Source organism: Catenovulum sp. SX2, from assembly GCF_052056295.1.
Classification (GTDB): domain Bacteria; phylum Pseudomonadota; class Gammaproteobacteria; order Enterobacterales; family Alteromonadaceae; genus Catenovulum.
Window position 1 is genome coordinate 1,492,434 of sequence record NZ_CP182493.1, and the last position, 21,670, is coordinate 1,514,103.

The 21,670-nt window shown below is 40.4% G+C and carries 13 protein-coding genes and 1 other RNA gene; 5 read left to right on the forward strand and 9 right to left on the reverse strand.

Translation table 11 applies throughout. The features are described from left to right. Positions 1-77 precede the first annotated feature (77 nt). The 3 genes from ACMZOO_RS06345 (at position 78) to putA (ending at position 7,674) form a co-directional block, all read left to right on the forward strand. A complete protein-coding gene (locus ACMZOO_RS06345) occupies positions 78-3,506 on the forward strand; it encodes a response regulator (protein WP_440905866.1) in 3,429 nt (1,142 codons plus the stop codon). A 3-nt stretch (positions 3,507-3,509) separates the two neighbouring features. Continuing rightward, a complete protein-coding gene (locus ACMZOO_RS06350; RefSeq protein WP_440905867.1) occupies positions 3,510-4,439 on the forward strand; it encodes a GGDEF domain-containing response regulator in 930 nt (309 codons plus the stop codon). A gap of 67 nt (positions 4,440-4,506) precedes the next feature. Continuing rightward, a complete protein-coding gene (gene putA, locus ACMZOO_RS06355; protein ID WP_440905868.1) occupies positions 4,507-7,674 on the forward strand; it encodes a bifunctional proline dehydrogenase/L-glutamate gamma-semialdehyde dehydrogenase PutA in 3,168 nt (1,055 codons plus the stop codon). 611 nt (positions 7,675-8,285) lie between these two features. Here the strand turns inward: putA and ACMZOO_RS06360 are convergent. From ACMZOO_RS06360 to ACMZOO_RS06380, 5 genes are all read right to left on the reverse strand, one after another. Further along, positions 8,286-8,789: a hypothetical protein gene (locus tag ACMZOO_RS06360; RefSeq protein ID WP_440905869.1), complete on the reverse strand. Its 504-nt coding sequence runs from the start codon at positions 8,787-8,789 to the stop codon at positions 8,286-8,288. A gap of 74 nt (positions 8,790-8,863) precedes the next feature. Beyond that, positions 8,864-10,078, reverse strand: coding sequence for a UbiH/UbiF/VisC/COQ6 family ubiquinone biosynthesis hydroxylase (locus tag ACMZOO_RS06365; RefSeq protein WP_440905870.1), 1,215 nt, complete (start codon positions 10,076-10,078; stop codon positions 8,864-8,866). Positions 10,079-10,088: 10 nt separating this feature from the next. Continuing rightward, entirely contained in the window at positions 10,089-11,297 is a 1,209-nt protein-coding gene (gene ubiH, locus ACMZOO_RS06370; RefSeq protein WP_440905871.1) for a 2-octaprenyl-6-methoxyphenyl hydroxylase, read from the reverse strand. 3 nt (positions 11,298-11,300) lie between these two features. Continuing rightward, positions 11,301-12,617, reverse strand: a complete 1,317-nt coding sequence (gene pepP / locus ACMZOO_RS06375) for a Xaa-Pro aminopeptidase (RefSeq protein ID WP_440905872.1) — start codon at positions 12,615-12,617, stop codon at positions 11,301-11,303. A gap of 222 nt (positions 12,618-12,839) precedes the next feature. Then, positions 12,840-13,427: a UPF0149 family protein gene (locus ACMZOO_RS06380; RefSeq protein WP_440905873.1), complete on the reverse strand. Its 588-nt coding sequence runs from the start codon at positions 13,425-13,427 to the stop codon at positions 12,840-12,842. Positions 13,428-13,671: 244 nt separating this feature from the next. Between ACMZOO_RS06380 and ssrS the strand changes: the two genes are divergently transcribed. Continuing rightward, positions 13,672-13,852, forward strand: a non-coding RNA gene (gene ssrS / locus ACMZOO_RS06385) — 6S RNA. 107 nt (positions 13,853-13,959) lie between these two features. Continuing rightward, positions 13,960-14,673, forward strand: a complete 714-nt coding sequence (locus ACMZOO_RS06390) for a FadR/GntR family transcriptional regulator (protein WP_440905874.1) — start codon at positions 13,960-13,962, stop codon at positions 14,671-14,673. A 42-nt stretch (positions 14,674-14,715) separates the two neighbouring features. Here ACMZOO_RS06390 and ACMZOO_RS06395 read toward each other — a convergent pair whose 3' ends face one another. The 4 genes from ACMZOO_RS06395 to ACMZOO_RS06410 all read right to left on the reverse strand — a co-directional run bounded on the left by ACMZOO_RS06395 (position 14,716) and on the right by ACMZOO_RS06410 (position 21,348). After that, positions 14,716-16,098 (reverse strand): MFS transporter, encoded by a 1,383-nt coding sequence (locus ACMZOO_RS06395; RefSeq protein WP_440905875.1) that lies wholly within the window; start codon positions 16,096-16,098, stop codon positions 14,716-14,718. A gap of 91 nt (positions 16,099-16,189) precedes the next feature. Then, on the reverse strand, positions 16,190-18,580 hold the full coding sequence (locus ACMZOO_RS06400; protein ID WP_440905876.1) for a beta-L-arabinofuranosidase domain-containing protein: 2,391 nt from the start codon (positions 18,578-18,580) through the stop codon (positions 16,190-16,192). A gap of 169 nt (positions 18,581-18,749) precedes the next feature. After that, positions 18,750-19,709, reverse strand: a complete 960-nt coding sequence (locus ACMZOO_RS06405; protein WP_440905877.1) for a glycoside hydrolase family 43 protein — start codon at positions 19,707-19,709, stop codon at positions 18,750-18,752. A gap of 292 nt (positions 19,710-20,001) precedes the next feature. Then, positions 20,002-21,348, reverse strand: coding sequence for an MFS transporter (locus ACMZOO_RS06410; RefSeq protein WP_440905878.1), 1,347 nt, complete (start codon positions 21,346-21,348; stop codon positions 20,002-20,004). Between the last annotated feature and the right edge of the window lie 322 nt (positions 21,349-21,670).

Here is a 21,670-nt window from a genome sequence, read left to right on the forward strand (position 1 = left end):
AAATCCAGCCAGCTCGCCATTTATGTTCTATTCTTAATCTACTGTCCACTCAATTAGACTTTAGACAAGACGATTATATGAATAGCATACTAGACAACTTGTTTCGTGGCGATTTTATGCCACACGGACACTGTTATCTATGGACTCCTGAAATTTTATGGCTAAACGTTTTGTCAGACGTTGTTATTAGCTTGGCCTACTTCACCATACCGCTGGCCATTTATCAGTTCGTAAAACAACGTAACGATATTCAATTTAAAGGGGTGTTCACCCTATTTTCTTTGTTTATTCTCTGCTGCGGTATTACTCACTTAATTAGCATTTGGGTGATTTGGCAAGGTTATTACGGTATCCATGGCATTAGCAAAGGTGCAACGGCTATAGTGTCGCTGGCAACTGTGATTTACATTTTAAAAGCCATGCCATTAGCCTTAAAGCTGCCAACACCAGCGCAATTGTTAGACGCTCAAGCAAGCGCCAACAAAGAAAAACTTGAACGAGTAAAATTAGAAAACATCAATAAACAAAGTTTTATAGTGCGTGAAACCATAGATGCATCGCATGTTGGTATGCTAGCGGTTGACGAACAAGGCATGATTCATTTGGCCAATCAAACTTTGTGCAACATGTTTGATTACACAAAAGACCAACTTGAAGGCAGCTCAGTTAATACTTTAGTTCCACAAGCCATACAAGGAAAACACAATAGTTTTGTTCGTAGGTTCTATCAAGAAAGCGACATGAACAAACCAATGGCACTTGGCCGGGTTGTTTATGGTATTGCGAAAAATGGCGACAATATTCCTATCGAAATTCATTTAATTCACCGTAAAGTCGGTGAACAAGACTTAGTCTTCGCGACAATTTTTGATGTGCGAGAAAAACTTGCAGCGGATGAAAAACAAAAACAAGCGCATAGACGTATCGAGCGTATCAGTAATGCGAGTAACGATGGTATTTGGGAGTGGGATACTAAAACCGACCAAATATGGTTGTCACAACAAGCTAAACAATTGTTGGGATTAAACACTGAAACTTCATTTATCAATAAATCACTTTGGCTCAACTTAATTGATGAATCCGAACGAACCAATGTTGAGCGTGTGTTATTTAGCAAAATTCATTTTCGAAGCGAACAACAAGTTGAATACAAAATAATCGACTCCAACGGCGAAGAAAAATGGTTGTCGTCTAAAGCTGGTACCTCTTTTGATAAAGAAATGCAGGCCGAATATGTTTCTGGCAACATCAATGATATCAGTGCGAAAAAACAGCTAGAACTCAATTTAATTCAACTGAAAGACCAAGCAGAACGAGCTTACAAAGCAAAAAGTCAGTTTTTATCCAATATGAGTCATGAAATTAGAACACCTATGAATGGTATTTTAGGTTTAGTGCAATTGGTTTTAAGAATGAAGCTTGGCCACAAACAACGTGAATATTTAAGCAAAGTCGAAAATGCTTCAAATAGTTTGTTGAATATTCTCAACGACATACTCGACTACTCAAAAATGGAAGCGGACAAAATAACCATAGCCGCCGAAAATTTTGATGTTGAACGAGTGCTATACAACACCATAGGTTTATTCAGTATTCAGGCTGAAAAAAAACAAATAGAGCTGGTTGTCGACATTCCTGAACGCATTCATAGATATTACTTGGGTGATGCTCACCGTTTAGGCCAAGTACTGCATAACTTAGTTGGCAACGCGATTAAATTTACCGAAACGGGTCGCGTCAAAATCTTAGTGACTGAAGAAGTAGAACCAGACGACAGTGGCAACGACCTAGTGCTGAGTTTTAATATCAGCGACACAGGTATTGGCATGAGCAACGAACAAATTACTAAACTGTTTTTACCATTTACCCAAGCAGATCCGTCCATTACCCGCAGTTTTGGCGGTACAGGTTTAGGCTTAAGCATTAGCCACAAACTGATCCAACTAATGGGTGGACAAATTGCTGTACTGAGTCAACCTGATGTCGGCACTACTTTCAGCTTCACCATACGGGTTAAACCAGGTGAACAAACACATGGAAGTTTGGCCGCGCCGAATAAAATGAAAGTATTGGTTGTAGATGACATTGAAGACAACCTAGTTATCATTGAGAACATTCTGCTCAATTGGAAATTTGACTATGAGCTTGTCAGCTCTGCTAAAGCCGCCATAGATGTTATCAATAACACAGAGCAGCCATTTGATATGCTATTGGTTGATTTCCAAATGCCGGAAATGAATGGCCTCGAATTGGTCGAGTACTTATATTCACATCCGCAATTTACCGATAAATTAGCAAATCTCCACGTGATTATGATGACCACATACGGCTTGGAATATGCTCATCAAATTGTCGAAGGACGTCATATAGAATTTATTTTAGAAAAACCCATTCTTGCATCCAAACTCCATCAGCTGATACAGAATATAAACGGGATAGGTACAGAGCCTGAGCAGCAAACACGCAAAAAACTAGAATTGGCTGATCACGAACAAAAAATGCTCTCCAGCGCCAACATATTGTTAGTTGAAGATAACTTAACCAATCAATTAGTCGCAGTGGAATTTTTAAAAGGGTTAAATGCCAATGTGGTCATTGCCAATACAGGGTTAGAAGCCGTCGAACTCTTTAATAAACGAGAGTTCGACATCATTCTGATGGACTTACAAATGCCTGTTATGGGCGGCGTAGAAGCAACCAAACAGATAAGAAACACCAACAAAGGCGAACATGTACCTATTTTAGCAATGTCAGCGGCAACCATGCCGGAAGATATTAAAGCCGCTAGAGAGGCAGGCGTGAATGATCACTTAGCCAAACCGATTGATTTTAACAAGCTCACTATGAGCATGTTAGATTGGCTCAAGCATACACAAGGTTACAAACAACGTGCTGTCGCTGTATTAAATGCAAATAATCAGGCTTTTACAATTGCAGGTTTAGCGTTAGATCAGGCTGTGATTAAACTTGGCAATAATTGGAATATCTTAGCCAAAGCCATTCAACAATTTGTCCATGATAGCCAAAACTTATTAAATGAACTAGATAGCGCCGCCAACAAATCAGACACTGTGCGCTGCTTACACATTCTACATACATTTAAAGGTATGTTAGCCACTGTGGGTGGTTATCAACTGGCAAAATTTGTTGAACAAACAGAAAACAAACTGCAGGCCAATCAATTTAGCGATTTTACTGAACTCAAACATAGATTTGAGCAATTGTTATTAACCATTGAACAAAGTGACTGGGCGGAAAAAGTTGTGCAACCACCAGTTACGCAGGCAGAAAAACACGCTCCTATGGCGACAATTCATCAATTGTTGGCTAAGTTTAAAGACGGTACTTTTGTCACAGCTGAAGAAATTACTATGTTAACCCCAAGCTTAATTGGAGTGGTAGAGCAGCCTCAGTTAGATAAGTTAACCGAGCTAGTTGACCGTTTAGATTATTTCGCTGCCAGCAAGCTATTATCGGCATATGTAGAGCAACCAACAGAGAGCTAAACATTGACAAACACTAATCTAACCACTTTAGCGCCGAGCGAATGTACAGTGTTAATAATAGATGATGACACTGTGATGTTACAAACTATGGCTCGAGCGCTCAAAGATGATTACAAGGTTAAAATTGCCACGGATGGACTAGCAGGCCTAAATATTATTGAAGCAGATGCAAATATTGATTTAATTATTCTCGACATTATTATGCCCGGATTAAAAGGCTTTGATGTGTGTAAACGGATAAAATCGAATCCAAACTTACATAAAATCCCAATCATATTTGTTACCGCCTTGAGCGATTTACCCGACAAAACTCAAGCATTTAATTTAGGTGCGGTAGATTTTGTGACAAAACCAATTGAACTGCCGGTATTAAAAGCCAGAGTGCGCACCCATGTAATGCTCAAACGCCAGTTTGATCATATGGAACAAATGGCCACCACAGATCCATTAACCCAAATTGCCAACCGGCGTAAATACGACGATATGCTCGCATTAGAATGGAAACGCGCCATTCGTAATCAAACCTCCATCGCCTTACTGATTTTAGATATAGATAACTTTAAAAACTTTAACGACCATTATGGTCATGGCGCAGGCGACGACTGTTTAACTATTTTTGCTCGGCTACTGAAACGATGTGCCAATCGCCCGACAGATTTAGCCGCCCGTTTAGGCGGCGAAGAATTTGCTGTGATATTGGCCGACAGCGACAAAAACGGCGCAACCACAGTTGCTGACCGCATACTTGAGCAATTACACACCCTACATATGGAGCACAAACATTCAGATTGTGCGACTTTTGTAACTTGCAGTATAGGTATAGCAGTAATGGCACCTGACTTTGAAACACAAGCCAATCTTATTTATGACCAAGCAGACGAAGCTTTATACAAAGCAAAACATTCAGGAAAAAATAGATACGTCGCCTATTAAAACTTAGTCACTTAAAACTTAATCATTAACTATACTGATAACAAACACTCGATTGTCGAGGTTGGTCATGCAACTCAATCAACAGATATTTTCCCAACATCTTCCAGATGTATGTGCCGATTTATACTCGTTGAAACAAGCTCTGTACCAATATCATTTAATTGATGACGATGAGTTGGTTGCACAACTTACTCAGCTATTAAACATCAGCTTTGACGACAAACCAATAAAACAGCGCCTGCAATCAAACCGCCAACATCTTAAAAAAAGCCAATTTGCGGCAGAATCATTTTTTTGCCAGTTAGACTTATTTTCTGTTGAAGGTAATGCGTTAATGCATCTTGCCGAAGCTTTTTTACGGATTAAAGACAAACAAAGTGCGATTTCACTGATTCAAGATAAACTCGACCACTGGCAAATTGCTCACGAAAATACCAGGGATACAACACAAGCAAATAACAACAAAATAGCTGTCGGCATACATAAATTATTGGAGTTAAGTCATTACCTATTAGGTGATTATGTCGATGAAAAACCACAGCAGCTGCACGACTTCCTACAACAAGGTCTGAAACAAGTTTCCGCTCCAGCAATTTATTTGGGCATGCGCGAAAGTATGCAGCAACTTGCACAACATTTTGTTTATGCCCAATCCAATAATAAAGCACTGCAACGTGCTCATCAGCAAGACGATTTGTGTAGCTTCGACTGTTTAGGTGAAGCGGCGGTTGGAGAAGAAGATGCAAAAAACTACTTTGATAGTTACCACAATTTAATTCATCAACTCAGCCAAGATACTGCTAAGCAGCAACATTCTGTGTCAATTAAATTGTCGGCACTACACGGCCGTTTTGGCGCAAAACAGTATGCGCGCATAAAACCCATCTTGCTTGAGCGTGTATTAACTTTAGCTTTGGCCGCTCACAAAGCGAATATTGGCCTGACTATAGATGCCGAAGAAGCAGATAAATTAATGATCAGCCTAGATATTTTTGCCAGTATTCGGTGCAACAAGCAACTAGAAAACTGGCATAAACTTGGTATTGCAGTGCAAGCCTATTCCAAACGTGCACTAATAACCCTGTTATGGCTCAATGCACTTGGCCGCCAATATAAAAGTTTTATTCCTGTGCGCTTAGTTAAAGGCGCTTATTGGGACAGTGAAATTAAACAGGCTCAACAGCTAGGGTTAAATAACTATCCAGTTTTTCGGCAAAAACAACACTCAGATTTGAGTTATTTAGTTTGTGCACGTTTTTTATTAAATGCCGGCAACACTTGGCTCAAACCTCAATTTGCTGGCCACAACATAATTACCATCAGCCAAATTGAGCAATTAATTAAACACGCAGGTAAAGTTGAACATGCGCTTGAATGGCAAAAGCTCTATGGTATGGGCAGTGAGTTTTTCAGCCAATTTGCAAAAACGAACAACTACCCTATTCGCCAATACGCGCCCGTTGGCAATCACAAAACAGTACTGCCCTATTTGATTAGACGCTTGTTAGAAAATGGCGCGAATCAATCTTTTGTTCATCAAATTGCCGATGAGTCTATCGCAATAGACTCTATGCTTAAAAACCTAAACCAACTGAGTGATTCTCACCTCAAAGTGAAAAATCCCTCTGATATTTTTCCAGATAGAATCAACTCAGCCGGAATTGATTTATCCGATTGTAAACAACAACATAATTTGGATAACGTTTTAAACCACCTGCCGAATGACAGTTTCTTCCAACCGGTAAAAGTGATGTTGGCAGAGCATAAAATTAATAGCGAACAATTGTTAACTTGCAGTCACACTTGGCTGCAATCTTTGTTATGTCATTACGCGAGTAATTTAGATAAAGAATACGATTATGCACAAATATTTACGGCCGCAGCACAAGCGCAGATTCAATGGCATAGTAGCGTAACGCAACGCATCAGCGTGATAAATAAATTCGCCCAGCAACTGGTTAAACATCAGCGTGATTTGTTGTTTTTATTGGTATATGAAGCGGGCAAAACAAGGCAAGACGCATTAAACGAGTGGCGCGAAGCGCTCGACTTTTGTTATTACTACACAGCACAAATTAAGCGATTTTCCGCGCAAGAATTGGCACATACAGCAGGCGAAAAAAACACATTAACTTACCAAGCGAAAGGCACCTTTGTATGTATTTCCCCGTGGAATTTCCCACTAGCGATATTTTTAGGCCAAGTTGTTGCTGCATTAATAACTGGCAATACAGTTATTGCTAAACCTGCATCAAGCACTGGGCTTATTAGTCGTTATTGTTTACAGTTATTTAGTCAAGCAGGTTTGCCCAAAGGGGTATTACAGTTGCTGACAGGGCCGAGTAAACAGATATCAAATAAGTTACTGAATTATCATCAAACTTATAGTGATAACCCCTGTTATTTGAGTGGTGTGTGTTTTACCGGCTCTAATTCTGCGAGCAAACATATTAGCCAGCAGTTATTAAGCCACCCGCATAATGTAAAGCTTATTGCCGAAACAGGTGGCATTAATATTATGTTGGCTGATGCCAGTGCTTTGGTAGAGCAAGTCGTGCGAGATGTAATTGAATCAGCTTTTGCAAGTGCCGGACAAAGGTGCTCTGCCACACGGATTTTGCTTGTTCATCAATCCATTTATGCTGAGATTAAAGATAAGCTGCAACAAGCTATGGCTGAATTAGTGGTTGGCGAAGCACAACAACAAACCACCGATGTAGCGGCTGTGATTAATCAGGATGCGAAAGACGCGGTCAATCATTACTTAAATTCAGAGTTTGTTCAGCCTAGAATTATCTATCAAACTAAAATTCCTTCTGAGCTTGCCGAGCAATTACACGAGCATAATTTTGTCCCTCCAACTTTGGTAGAAATTGAAGACATCCCCCAAGTTAAGCAAGAAATATTTGCCCCTGTGTTACATATTTGTCCCTATCAAGAGAGCCAAACAGTTTTAAAACAAATGCAAACTATGGGTTATGGTTTAACTATGGCGGTACATACGCGTAATCAGCATTTGTGGCAGCAAATTGCAATGGATGCGCAAGTTGGCAATATTTACATTAACCGCAATCAAGTTGGTGCTGTGGTTGGTTGCCAAGCCTTTGGTGGCATGAATTTATCTGGCACAGGGCCGAAAGCAGGCGGGCCAAATTATTTAGCGGCGTTTTTAAATGAAAAGCTGATTTGCGAAAATACCGCTGCCATTGGGGGAAGTTTGGATTTGTATGATTAAACATTGGTGAACTGAAACATAGTGAAATATAGTCGGCCTGCGCTTGCATTTCCCAAGCAGAAACGCTGCAAGTACGTCCATGTAAGCTCCGACTTGGCATCCATGCCAAGTAGGTTCTGTTTCGGAAAATCCAACCCCAGTCCTCGGTTATTAATTCCAGTTAGCGCTTAGAGTTTCTATGTTTCTTTTAAGAAAAAGGCTGGAAAGCTCAAAATGTCCAGTTCACTCAGAACCGAAGAAGGTTAATGGAAATGTTGTGAGCAAAACTTCAAAAGAGAGGGATATCTTTTGCGAGCGGCCCAGGGACGGGCTTGAAGCGTTTTTGCGAACAATATTCCATTAGCATTCTGATTTAATTAGCACAGTTTAAGCAGCTATTTATCAAACTGAAACTCAACTACAGTGCAAGATGGTTGGGAGTGTTTTTTGCCAAACCTCCAATCGGTAGGGATACCGTTTGAGAGCGGGCCATGGATGGCCTTGCAGCGATTTTGCAAAAAATATCCCAATCAGCTTGAACTTCGATGCCACAGAGCCCAAGCTTTTTTTGCGAACAATATTCCATTGACCTTCGATTTAGTAGCACATACCTAGCAGCGATTCAGTAAAAACTAAATATCAGCTATTTTAACCAACGGAAAATCGTAATCTAACTTAACACTACGTTTTTCAGGCGTAGAGCAATCAAAATCTTCTGAATAAATATCACCAAAATACAAAAAGCCGCCGACGACTGAATATAACGAATAACATTCACCATCGTTAAATTCGTCGGTTTGATCATATGTCCAATCAACCTCAACAGCTCGAACACCATCTTCCAATACAAGCGTATTTTTTAACGTATAAGTACCAGTAAAGACATCAGCATCTTGAGTTGTATCCAACTCCTTACATTCTTTATCGGTAAAATACTCAGTCGTATCTTGCCAATATCCACCATCTTGCATTGTGGTATATAACTCAGAGCCAAAACCCAATTCACTGCATGCTTGCCAAGTGCCAGCAACCAAGGTTTCCCAATCAACCTCTGCTGAGTCGTCATCTTCTTCGATCGATATTTGGCAGGCGCTCATCAATAAAACAGCTGGTATTAATGATAAAAACTTTTTCATCCGTAAATCCTCTCTCTTTTAACTTATGCTGAGTTAAATCTAACTAACCTAAACTCAAGATAACTAGATAAACACTAATTCGGCAAACAAATATCCGGTAATTTACCCGTTAACCCCATAGCCACTTTACTCATTTGGCTTTTCGCTGGTTTAATTTGATTTAACCCATTCATCACAGCTGCACGTAAGAATTTAACTGGGGCAATATCATTGGAGAAAGTGCGTTTAAACACCTCCATGGCAGCCAACCTTTCAAGCGCATCGGCCTGACGCCAACGCATGGTTTTTCTTAGTTCCACAGCTAACTTAGCATCATCATCCTGCCAATGAGTTTTAAGCGTTTGCGCAAAAGCAAAAGCATCTAATAAACCTAAGTTAGCGCCCTGCCCAGCTAATGGATGAATAGTATGCGCCGCATCACCAATTACGATACTTTGCCCTTGGATAAAGTTTTGTGCATAACGCGCCATTAACGGATAACTAACCTGCTCTGAGGCTAGCTCAATTAAACCTAAATGCGCATCAAACGCAGCGGTTAGTTTATGGTTAAACTCTGCATCATCAAGTGCCATTAAATTTTGCGCAGTTTCACGGTTTTGCGACCAAACAATTGAACATAGATTCGAGTCTTGCAAAGGTAATAAAGCTAATGGGCCTGTAGGGGTGAATATCTGCCGCGCTGTGTTGTTGTGTGGCTGCTCAACACGTACGTTGGCAACAATCGCATCTTGGCCATAATCAGAAAAACTAATAGGTAAATCTAACCATTGGCGAATTTTAGAATTTGCGCCATCGGCGGCAATTAAAAAGCGAGTTTGTAATAATTTATTATCGTCTAACTGCAACAGCGGATTATCTTGCGAGTTATCAATTTGGCTGACTTTCGCTGAATAAAACTGGCAGTTTTTCAGTTCAGCTAGTTGTTTTAACAAAGCCTGCTGCACTAATAAATTATTACAAATATACCCTAGCTGCTCAGTGCCAACATCACTGGCACTAAAGTGAATTTTGCCAACACTGTTTTTATCCCACACCAACATATCTTGATAAGCAGCAGCGGCAAAAGGCCATACACCCAAGCGACTAAATGCATTAATAGATGCTTGATTAAGTGCGCTATAACGTAATGAATTATTTATCTTTTCATCATCTAGTGAAATGTCGGTGGGTTGTGTTGGTAAATCTGGCGAGACAATAGCAACACTTAATCCGGCAAGGGCTAAGTCGAGCGCACAACTTGCGCCAACCATACCACTACCCACTATCACTACATCGTGCTTATTCAGCATAAATTAACTCTCAAGAATTGCGAAAACCCATAGCAAAATTTGCAAAATAACGTTTGGCTACAGGCAAATTTTCTAAGGCAACTAAACCAATATTACGCATTAACTGCAACGGCTGATATGTGTTAGAAAAGCTTCTCACTAAAAAGTCGGTTGCTGCTGTCATTTGTTGAATATCTTGCTGACGTTGCGCTAAATACCCAGACCAATGTTGATACTCACCAATATCTAACTGTGCTAGTGAAGCTTGTTGGATCACTTTAGCTGCAGCAACAATATCACGCACCCCCAAGTTAAACCCTTGCCCAGCCACTGGGTGCAAAGTATGGGATGCATTGGCTAAAAAGATCACTCTATGATGATGCAACTGCGGCATCACTAAACTAATAAGAGGATAACTGGCTCGCTTACCAATTTGTTCAATTTTGCCGGCTCTATAACCAAATTTTTGTTGCAGCGCACTGATAAACTCAGCATCGCTTGCAGCTAACATTTGCTGCGCTTTTTCAGCTGTTAAACACCAGACCAAACCATATTTATCAGCCGACATTGGCAACATAGCCAGTGGGCCTGTTTCTGTGAATCTTTCATAAGCGATAGATTCACTCGGGCGAGATAACTGCACATTGGTGGTGACAGCCACTTGCTGGTAATCAAATTGTTCAACTGGCAAATTGAGTTTTTGTCTAAGTGGACTATTGGCACCATCGCAGCTGGTTATCAATTTAGTGTTGAGCTTTTGTCCGTCATCTAAAGTTAACTCTACATGCGCTGTGTGCTGATGCATTTCAGCTATTTTATTCGGGCAAAACCAACTGATGTCTGCATCTTTTAAATACTTTTTTAAACCAACACCCAAAGCTTGTGCTTCTGCGACATAACCTAAAAATTGATGCTGGTTATCTGGATGAATATAACTAAAACCCGCACTCGATTGCTCTGATACTTCTATCTGTTTGATAGGGTGCGCATATGACTCAATTAACGGCCAAATTTGCCATTGTTTAAAACATTGTACTGAATGATAGGCTAGAGCAATCGCACGGTTATCAAAGCTCGGGTGGTAGTCGGCAGCTAAATCAATCGGCTGGGGTTCAATAATAGCAATTTTGATTAAGTTTTGTTTGTGCTGTTTTGCAAGCGCAACCAAAGCAGCAGCTAGGGTTAAACCCGCAAGACCACCACCGTTTATAACTAAATCAAAATTTAACTCTGTTTGCATAGATTAACCTTGCATCCAAGCTTCAATGTCTTCAATACTTTTTGGCGCTAATGTGGTTAATACTTTGTGACCAGATTCTGTGATCACTATATTGTCTTCTATACGAATGCCAATGCCTTTGTATTCATCTGGCACGTCAGCCTCTTTACTAATATAAATGCCAGGTTCGACTGTTAGCGCCATGCCTTTTTGTAATTGTCTATCTTGTTGGTCTACTTTGTATTGACCTACATCATGCACATCTAAACCTAACCAATGTCCTAATCCATGCATAAAAAATTGCCGGTAAGCGGGGGCTTGGCCCTCTTGCGCTTGAATATTATCCTCAAGGGAACCGTGCAAAATACCTAAATCAATTAACCCTTGGGTGATCACTTCAACCGCTCTGTCGGTTGCTTGCTTCAAAGTATTGCCCGGCACTAATAATTTCATCGATTCTAGCTGTGCATCTAACACAATTTGATAAACCGCTTTTTGTGCGGGTGAGAATTTACCATTAACAGGAAAAGTACGGGTGATATCAGCAGCATAACCTTGCAGTTCACAACCTGCGTCAATCAAAACTAAATCGCCGTCTTGCAGCTCTTCGCTATTTTCTGTGTAGTGCAAAATGTTAGCGTTATCACCACCAGCAACAATGCTGTTGTAAGCAACAAAACGTGCACCATTCATAGCAAATTCATGCTGAATTTCCGCCTCTAACTGATATTCAAACTTACCAGCTTTGCTAAAAGACATTGCGCGTTTATGTGCATTGGCACTAATGTCTGCCGCTTGTTGCATAATTTCAATTTCAGTCGCGCTTTTAAATAAACGCATTTCATGCACAATGCGCGATAAGTCGTTAAATTGATAAGGTGGACAACCTAATTTGCCTTTGCGGCGAATATCTTGTACTAAAGCCAACACAGTTTTCTCGAGTTTGTTTTGTCCGTGCGGCCAATACACAGCCTGGCAACCATCTAATACAGGCAAAATATGTTGATTAAACTCAGCTACAGCAAAGGTTTTATCGACAGCAAGTTCTGCTTGCGCAAGTTCTGGCCCCATGCGGCGACCATTCCAGATTTCAGCTAATTTATCTTTCGCGCGACAAAACACCCAAGATTCTTCCATATCTGCTTTTTTAACCAAAACCAAATAAGCATCCGGTTCGTTAAAACCAGTTAAATACCAAAAATCACTGTTTTGCCTAAATGGATATTCAGTATCGTTACTGCGCGTTTGTTCCTGCCCAGCTTCAATAATTGCGACACTGTTATCAACCATTTGTGCCAATACCGCTTGGCGGCGATTGTAAAATTCTACTTGCTCAATCATCTTTTAATCCTGTTGTGTGATTTTTGTTGCTAACCGTTTTTAACCTAACCAGAGCAAAGCACAAATGCTCAAGAAAATTTTAGAGCAATAATTTAGAGCAAAATCTCTTTTTCAGGGATGAAAAAGCGAAGCGTACAAGGACGTATTTACAGCGTTTTTGCGATAATTATGCTCTAAAGTTTTCATGCTCCGGCGTTGCTCAAGCTCTACTCGGCTGTTCGGCTAATGCAAGGTTGGCTTTGCCCCAGGCTCAGCGGCTTGTGCACCACTTTTATCCCCTAACTCACTAAAACACATAATAGTGGTCATGCGGATATATTCAGCCACTTCTTCAAAAGCAATTAAGTTTTCTTCAGATTCTTCCATCTCAGTATCCATCTGACTAATCGCAATTAAATCTTGATACGCTTCGCGCACTTCTTTGTCCACATTGGCAAAACGCTCACCGACAGTTGCGCCAAAAGATGAAATAAACGCAGCTAACCACTCTATTAACATCTGCGCCTGTTCTGCTAATGGAATATCTTCAGTGCGAGGAATATATACATCAAAAACAAAATCAGGATCTAATAGTTGTTCATAAGTCGCTTTGTAGATTTCTTGCATTTTGCTCGCGACTTCATCGGTCAACTCAGCTTCTTGCAAAGCAAACTCACTAACAAATTTACGCCATTGACCACTTTGAAAAGGCATGCCACCTGCTAAACAGCCGCAAATAATGCCGTGAATTTCCGCTGCGGTACACGGCAACTCGTTTTGATGCAGGAAAAAGTCAAAAGAATCGTAATCAGGTAAAATTGGCTCAGCCATTAGGATACTCTTTGTGTCAAACTAAACTGACGCTATGTTATCACCGCCCAACGATAGCAACAAACCAGATAGTCAAATAACCAATGATTATTTGGATGTGATTAATAATTATCAAAGCTTAGCTGGAAAAAGCGTCAGTCAAAACCTAAAATAGATACATTGGTGGTTGAGTGCTTGCAATAGCGAATAGGTCTGTTAAAGTGCGCGCCCTAAGCAAATAAAGCATAATTTGCTAAACAGTTTTGTTCCCCTGAGATGTTCGTTTTTGGGTTATATCCCAGAGCTGATAACTTTTATTAAGGGTGGCACCATCTGTACTATTGAGCAGGCTCGGCATGCACCGAGAAGCCTACGGTAGAGTGTTGTTACCCGCCTTGAGCTTCACAGTTCAAGGGTTGTACCCGAGGCGACTTTTTGGGGGACGCCCCGCCTAATTTTCACTCAATTGCAACAAACCCTTTTGCAAACCTGCATAAAATATTATCATACCGATAATTTATAGCGGTCAGAATAATAATTTGGATTCAAACTTATGTTGGAAAACAAGCGCACGGTTAACAAACGTAGTTTATATGGGCAGGTTGCGAACACTTTAGGTGAGCGTATTGTTGATGGGTATTACACACAAGGTGCTAATTTACCTCAAGAAGCTAAGATAATGGAAGAGTTTGAAATTTCGCGTACAGCCCTACGTGAAGCTTTTAAACTTTTGTCGGCAAAAGGTTTAATAGAATCCAAACCTAAAACGGGTACTAAAGTTTCATTAAAAAAATATTGGAACATGCTCGACCCTGACGTTTTAAACTGGTGTTTTGCCAGCGCCCAAAGCAAAAAAGTATTGGCTGACTTATTTCAATTACGCCAAGCAATTGAACCAAGAGCGGCTTTATTAGCAGCTAAAAATGGTACTGATGAGCAAATTGCAGCAATTGAAACTGCTTACAATAAAATGGAAGCAGCTGAGTATGGTACAGAGCAAACGCTCATTTCAGACGTTGAATTCCACCAATCTATTTTAGCCGCATCTGGCAATGGTTTAATGGATGCGTTTGGCACTATGTTAGCCGAAGCTTTATATCGTTCATTTGATATCACGACCCACAGGGGTGAAGAATATTGGCAAGCGTCATTACCTATGCACAAAGCTGTATTGGTCGGTATTCAAGCGCGTAATGCTGAGCGCGCACATTTTGAAATGTTAACGCTATTAAATGTTACCGACGAAGGTGCAAAACAAGCGGTTTAAATAGCTGCTGATATCGAACAAAGAGTCGCTGGGGTGCCAACCCTAGCGCACTGATAACTTGGCGTTAATTGCTTCTTTTTTTGCAGCATGGCGAATATTGGCTAACTGCACCAATCTATACTGCTTCATTATAAAACCAACTGCGATATGAAATATGGCAGGCAATACTGTAAAGAGCACCACAATACCCTCAATTGTATGTTGCGACGCTTGATGATGGCTTGGGTTGTAATCTAAATAAGATAACGACACACCAATAAATGCACCGGATATACCAATGGCCATTTTTTGACTCATAGATACGGCACAATAAGATAAACCGGCAACACGTTTGCCAAATTTGCGATTGCCATAATCCACTGCATCCGAGATAGACGCCCAAAAAACTGGGGCGTGTAGATCAACCACAAAACTTAATAAAAAGAATAACGCAAAAGCTAAACCAACTTGGCTTGGGTCTACTATTAAAAATAACGCCAAGCTTATCGCACCGGCTAACCACTGGCTTTTATAAAAGAGGCGAATTTTTGAATAACGTTTAGTGATCCAAGTTGATGCTAACATTGCCAAAATGGAAGCAGTTACATTGGTTGCTAAAAATAACGATTGTCCTTGTGCTGGTAACTCTAGGTAGTATTTTGCGTAATAAATCGCGAGCGCGCCACGTACCATAAAACCCATAGTACTGACCACACAAGAAGAGCATAACAATACAAGTAGTTGGTTTTTAAATATGAGTTTAACTTGCTCCAGCATAGGTATAGGCTGATGTTCATGGTGAATACGCTCTTTCACCCCAGCAAAACACACCAACAAAAATGCACTGGCTAGTAGCGCCATTACCAACATAGTGGTTTGATAACCACTTTGAATATCGCCATGCCAAAATTCCGCACCTGTAACTATAGGCACTAAAAATACTACGGCAAAAGCGGCTAATTTAGCCATAAGTAATCTGTATCCACTGGCTGAAAGGCGCTCTTTGCGGCAATCTGTCATAACCGACAATATAGAAATGTATGGAATAGTCACAGCGGTAAACATCAAGCTAAATAAACCATAACTCAAATACGCCCAAATCAACTTACCAGAATAAGCCCATTCAGGTGTTGAGAAAGTTAAGATGATTGATAAACCAAAAGGTATAGCTAGATAGAGTAGATATTGACGATAACGGCCATAACGACTGATATAAGAATCAGTTAAATAACCCATAATAGGCGTAAGCAATGCATCAAGTGTGCGCACGACCACAAACATGATACCGAGATCAGTTGGGTTTAAACCAAAAATATCGGTATAAAAGTAGGTAATTAATAACATCATAGACGCATAAGCAACATTAATTGCAAAGTCACCTGCGCCGTAAGCTACCTTTTCGGTCCGTGTTAAACCAGCTTGCGGCGTAATATTTATTGGATTCAAACAATTATCCCCACAAATACGCCTATAAGTTAAATTAATCTCTTATATGATAACCTAATTTTTACAATAGTAATACTATTTTACTATTGTTTTATTTGCTAGACATCAATCTGACACCGTAAATACCACCCGCAATTGAACCAGCTTTAGCAACAAACTTGATCTCTAGCTTGTCTTTTTTCGCCTTTAATAGCTCTGCTGGAATTGGGTAATCAACAGTGAAGAAGTCTGCACCTTTGTCACCTTTAAGCGCTACATCAGCAATTTTTTGCCCAGCTAGGTGAATTTCAAAGTTACGGCCATTATCTAAACCAAAATAAGTGATGCGAATGAATTTACCGGCATGACCAGTATTGTTTAACTGATAGCTAAACCAAGCATGGGCGTGACGCCAGTGTTTACCCATATGCACACCAGCTTCACTGCCTTCACCTTGGTAAAAGTGATCTGACTCTGGCTGCTGCTCACCTGGTGCCACTTTATCAACGGTTTTCGCTTCTAGTTCAGCTAATTTCGCAGCTTCAATTGCCGCTTTATTTCTAAAATCAGCCAATTCAGCTTTAGAGGTGTTAGGCCAATAAACTTGATAGCGTGTATCGTGCAACTTGTAAAAAGGTACCAATACAACAGGCTCAGCTAATGGGTTATCAATATTCTTGCTTGCAGTAAATGCCAGTGGTTGGCCAGCAACTGGTTTTAATCCTTTAACAAACTTTTCTGGATCGTCCAAAATAACAGGCAAGGCTTCTGGTGGACACATTTCACCACGGGCAATATGACCCATGCGGCTATCATCCGAGACAAAGTTAAGCTGCTCATTCGGGAAAGGATTTACTTTTGAAGCCATAACTAATGGCCCATGAACAACCGCATAATGGTTAGTATCACCCGGCAATGCTTCGGCTTTAGTTTGCATCGGCAGTTCAAATTCAACTAAATCGCCCGATTGCCATGAGTTGTTTAACACCACATAGCCATTTTCAATTTTGGCATGTTTTTGTTTGGAGCCATTCACCCAAACATCCATTTTGTCGCCTTTTAACCATGAAGGCTGACGCAACATCAACTTAAATTCGCCGCTACCTTGGACAATAATTTTTGAACTAGCTTGCTCTGGGAAACTTGTTTGCTGCTCAAGAGTCACACCGCGCTTTGGTAAATACAGTTTGGAGTTAACAAATAGGTTTACATAAATATTGTTGTTTTCGTCATGTGCGTATACCAGCTCGCCATATTTACCGTGATTTTCAATACCCGAGCCAACACAACACCACATGGCGTGATCAACATCTGAATACATGCGGTAATGTCCAGGACGCATAGAGGTAAAATAAACTAACCCACCATGCTCTGGATGTTGTGACGATAAAATATGGTTGTACATGCCACGTTCGTAAAAATCTAAATATTTACTGTCTTTGGTTGTTAGGTACAACATTTTCGACAATTTAAGCATGTTATAGGTATTGCAGGTTTCTGGCCCTTCAATATCCGTGATCATGGCTTCAAAATTATCTAACGAATGGAAATGTTCTTTGACGCTATTGCCACCAATAGCGGTTGATCTATGGTTAACCACGCGATCCCAAAAATACTCAGCCGCGGCTTGCCATTTTTTATCGCCAGCCACTTCAGCTACTCGGGCAAAACCAACCACTTTTGGAATTTGGGTATTGGCATGTAAACCGTTTAGTCTGTCTTGATTTTGCAGCAGTGGGTTTAAAATGCTTAATTGTGAGAAGTCACGCGCGAGTTTTAAGTAACTTTCATCGCCGCTCATGGCATACATGTCGGCAAATACTTCATTCATGCCACCATGTTCAGTAATCAACATGGTTTGAATTTGCTCGTGAGATAAGTTTTTAACTAACCACTTAGTCCACTCGCCGTATTTTAATAACATGTCTTTGGCTTTTGCTTGGCCACCAATTAGGTAAGCATCACGCAAACCAGCATACATTTTGTGGATGTTGTACCAAGGCACCCAGCGTTTATTCATAGAGAATAAATCTGCTTCTATTTTGCCACCAGCAACCTCTTGCCACATTGCAGGGCCTTTTGGTATACCGCCTAAATAACCAGTTTCACCGGCTTTTTGAATGATGACTAATTCGTCAATTGCGTACTGCAGGCGCTCTAATAAACGAGGGTCTTTGCTGGATGCATAACTTAAGCTTAATGCGGTTAGGTAGTGGCCGCCTATATGTCCGTCTAAGCCTGTGTTTTCCCAGTTGCCGTAACTTTCTTTTCTTGGCTCAAGGCCAGCTTCGCGGCGATATGGAGCAAGCAGTTTATCTGCGTCCAGTTGCAATAAATAGTCAATATTGGTTTGTTGTGCATGTAAAAATGCACTGTCTTTTAATTCAACTTGATCTAATGAGTAGAGCTGCAATTTAGCTGCGCTTGCGTGTGTGCTGGCCAGTGCTAATGCACCCATTACGACTGTTTGTTTAAACCATTTATTTAGCTGCTTGCGTACCATGTTCAAATCCAATTTATACTTAATATTGTATATTTCTCGGCCAGTGGCTGGAATCAAACACAAACACGCATAAACCCTTCCTTGGGGCTCTGCCGAGCCATCCATGGCTTAGAAGGTTTGTTTATTGCTCCCAGCCACCGGCCTATATTTGTCGTCTAAGGCAAAATAATTAACCTTGGATCATATCCTCAGCATCTGCTGCTGTACCAAATACAGGCACACCGTCTTGCCATTCAATTGATTTAACAAAAGTATGACGGTCAGGGTTCCACAACGGATCACCTTCAATTTCTGTGTAATTACGCGCGTGGAATACCAACATATCTTTGCTACCACACTCAGACTTAGTGAAACTGTTGTGACCTGGGCCAAACATTTTTGCTTCGTGCACAGTTCTGAAGATAGGTTGCTGTGCTTTAGTCCAATTGGCTGGTTCTAATAAATCAGCTTCTTGATCTATGCTTAATAAACCCATGCAGTAGTTTTCATCAGTTGCACTTGCTGAATAAGTAACGAAAATTTTCTCATCACTTTTTAACACAGCTGGCCCTTCGTTTACCCAAAAACCACGGATTTCCCAGTCGAATTCAGGTTTACTGATCATCACAGGTTTGCCACTGATTTTGGTTGGGTTTTCCATCGGCGCTATATATAGGTTTGAGTTACCTTGAATATGATTCTCTTTCTGCGCCCATAAGTAATATAGTATACCTTTGTGGGTAAAAACAGTTGCGTCTAAGCAGAAGGTATCTATACCTGTATCAACTTGGCCAATAAACTTCCACTCGCCTGTTAATGGGTTAGCATCGTCACACTGAATTACGTACATTCTGTGTTGGAATAAACCATCAACAATTTCGCGACTTGGTGCTGCAGCAAAATACACATACCAGCTGCCATCAACAAAATGAACTTCAGGCGCCCAAATAAGCTCTGAATATGGGCCTGTATCTGGCTTGTGCCAAACAGCAACTCCTTCAGCATTTTTTAACTCAGCAATGCTTTTTGCTCTGCGCAATTCAATGCAATCGTATGCTGGTACAGACGCGGTGAAATAATAATAACCGTCTGTGTGTTTAAAGATAAAAGGATCAGCACGTTGCTCGATCAATGGTTTAATCAAACTCATAAAAACTCCAATAAATTACAACTTGGATTTTGTTAATTCTTACACACCCCGCCATCAGATAATTGAAGCAAATAGGCCGGATAATTTAGAGCAAAATCTCTTTTTCATGGGCGAATCAGAACCGAAGCATAGCTTCGCAGTCTGATGAGGTGGAGTCATGGATGGCGACAGGGCCTCTCCTTCAGGGAGGAATTGTCGACTCCGCACCACACTTATTTACCCACTCTAGCGTTTTTGCGAAAATTACCGGGCTATTGCGCCTCCGATGTCGAGATAAACTAAATTCAATCGATTATCTAACTTCTACTTGTAATGACCCTTTCATATCATTGTAGTATTCGTCAGTAATAACATATTTGTACATAATCGCGCCGACCAAACTATGGAAGAAACCCGGGATAATGCACAACATCATAGCGATACCAAATAAAGCTTCGCTTGATTGTTCTTGGTCGGCGACATAACCATAATGCGCCAACAAAATACCTACCATCCAACCAGCGATACCCATGCCCGCTTTTTGGAAGAAGGTGATACCGCCATAAGCAATACCTGAAACTCGGCTTTTGTTTTTCGCTTCACCATAGTCAACTGCTTCTGCGATAGCTGACCAGAATACAGGTGCGTGTAAATCAACAACAAACGACAACAAGAAATATAAAACCAATGCCAACATCATGTCGCCCGGTTGTACCAAAACAAACATAGCAACACTGATCACACCAACGGCGATTTGGCTAATGCGGAATAATTGAACTTTGCAGTATTTTTTGGTGATCCAGGTAGAAGCAACCATAGCTAAAATAGCCGCACCAACAGATACAGATAAAAACAGTGATTGGAAACCAGCGTCGCCGCCTAAGTAATACTTGGCGTAATATAAGGCAACAGCTGAACGCACGGCATAACCAATAGTGCCTAATAAACAAACTGAAGCTAAAATTACCCATTGGTCGTTGCGGAATAATACACCTAGCTGTTCAAATAAACTGCGTGAGTCTACTTTATGCTCAATGCGCTCTTTAGTTGTCGCGAAACAGAACAACAACAACAAAGTACCAATAATAGCCATTAAGCCCATAGCAGCTTGATAACCAGCTGCCGTGTTACCATCCCACATTTCGTGGTTAGCTAATAAAGGTACAATAATGGTGACTAAAAACGCTGCCACTTTTGCACAGAACAAGCGGTAACCATTAGCAGATAAACGCTCTTTCGGATTGTCTGTAATCACACCAATTAATGAGATATACGGAATGGTAACGCCAGTAAACATCAGGGTGACAAATATATAAGTTGAATACGCCCACACAAGTTTTGAGTTGTAGTCAAAATCTGGTGTGCTAAAGGTTAAAAATACTGAAATACCAAAAGGTATAGATAAGAAGAGTAAAAACGGACGATAACGGCCCCAACGGGTTTTGCAGTTATCGGTAATAATACCCATTAATGGGTCGGTAATACCGTCTAACAAACGTACAACTAAAAACATAGTTGCTAAGTCTTCGGGTTTGAGCCCAAAAATATCTGTATAGAAGAAAGTCATGATCAAGAACATCGAAGAAATTACGACGTTGACCGACATGTCTCCCGCACCAAAACCTATTTTTTCTAATTTTGAAAGTTGATGTGAACTCATAAACCGTACCTAAAAATACTGCAAGTGATTGACCAATTTAGCCTTTAACTAACCATAACCCCAATTAAAAGTTAGTTAAACTAGTTTTAACATCCTAGTAATAAGCAAAGATAACACAACAATTGCAAAATATAAACATATAGTAATACTATTTAAAAAATATTTTAGATAAATACTACTGTAAACCAATGGATATGGCCTATGGGTCGAATTTCGAACTATTGGCTAGGTAATAAATAAGTGGGCTACTGCAGTAAATAAAAAGCAAAATAATATTTACAAATTAAAATAAATATATAGTATTACTATTTAACAATATTCA

Bases quoted from the DNA above. Each gene is read 5' to 3' on its own strand.
- ACMZOO_RS06345 (WP_440905866.1), top strand. From the start codon at position 78: ATGAATAGCATACTAGACAACTTGTTTCGTGGCGATTTTATGCCACAC.
- putA (WP_440905868.1), top strand. From the start codon at position 4,507: ATGCAACTCAATCAACAGATATTTTCCCAACATCTTCCAGATGTATGT.
- ACMZOO_RS06360 (WP_440905869.1), bottom strand. From the start codon at position 8,789: ATGAAAAAGTTTTTATCATTAATACCAGCTGTTTTATTGATGAGCGCC.
- ACMZOO_RS06365 (WP_440905870.1), bottom strand. From the start codon at position 10,078: ATGCTGAATAAGCACGATGTAGTGATAGTGGGTAGTGGTATGGTTGGC.
- ubiH (WP_440905871.1), bottom strand. From the start codon at position 11,297: ATGCAAACAGAGTTAAATTTTGATTTAGTTATAAACGGTGGTGGTCTT.
- pepP (WP_440905872.1), bottom strand. From the start codon at position 12,617: ATGATTGAGCAAGTAGAATTTTACAATCGCCGCCAAGCGGTATTGGCA.
- ACMZOO_RS06380 (WP_440905873.1), bottom strand. From the start codon at position 13,427: ATGGCTGAGCCAATTTTACCTGATTACGATTCTTTTGACTTTTTCCTG.
- ACMZOO_RS06390 (WP_440905874.1), top strand. From the start codon at position 13,960: ATGTTGGAAAACAAGCGCACGGTTAACAAACGTAGTTTATATGGGCAG.
- ACMZOO_RS06400 (WP_440905876.1), bottom strand. From the start codon at position 18,580: ATGGTACGCAAGCAGCTAAATAAATGGTTTAAACAAACAGTCGTAATG.
- ACMZOO_RS06405 (WP_440905877.1), bottom strand. From the start codon at position 19,709: ATGAGTTTGATTAAACCATTGATCGAGCAACGTGCTGATCCTTTTATC.
- ACMZOO_RS06410 (WP_440905878.1), bottom strand. From the start codon at position 21,348: ATGAGTTCACATCAACTTTCAAAATTAGAAAAAATAGGTTTTGGTGCG.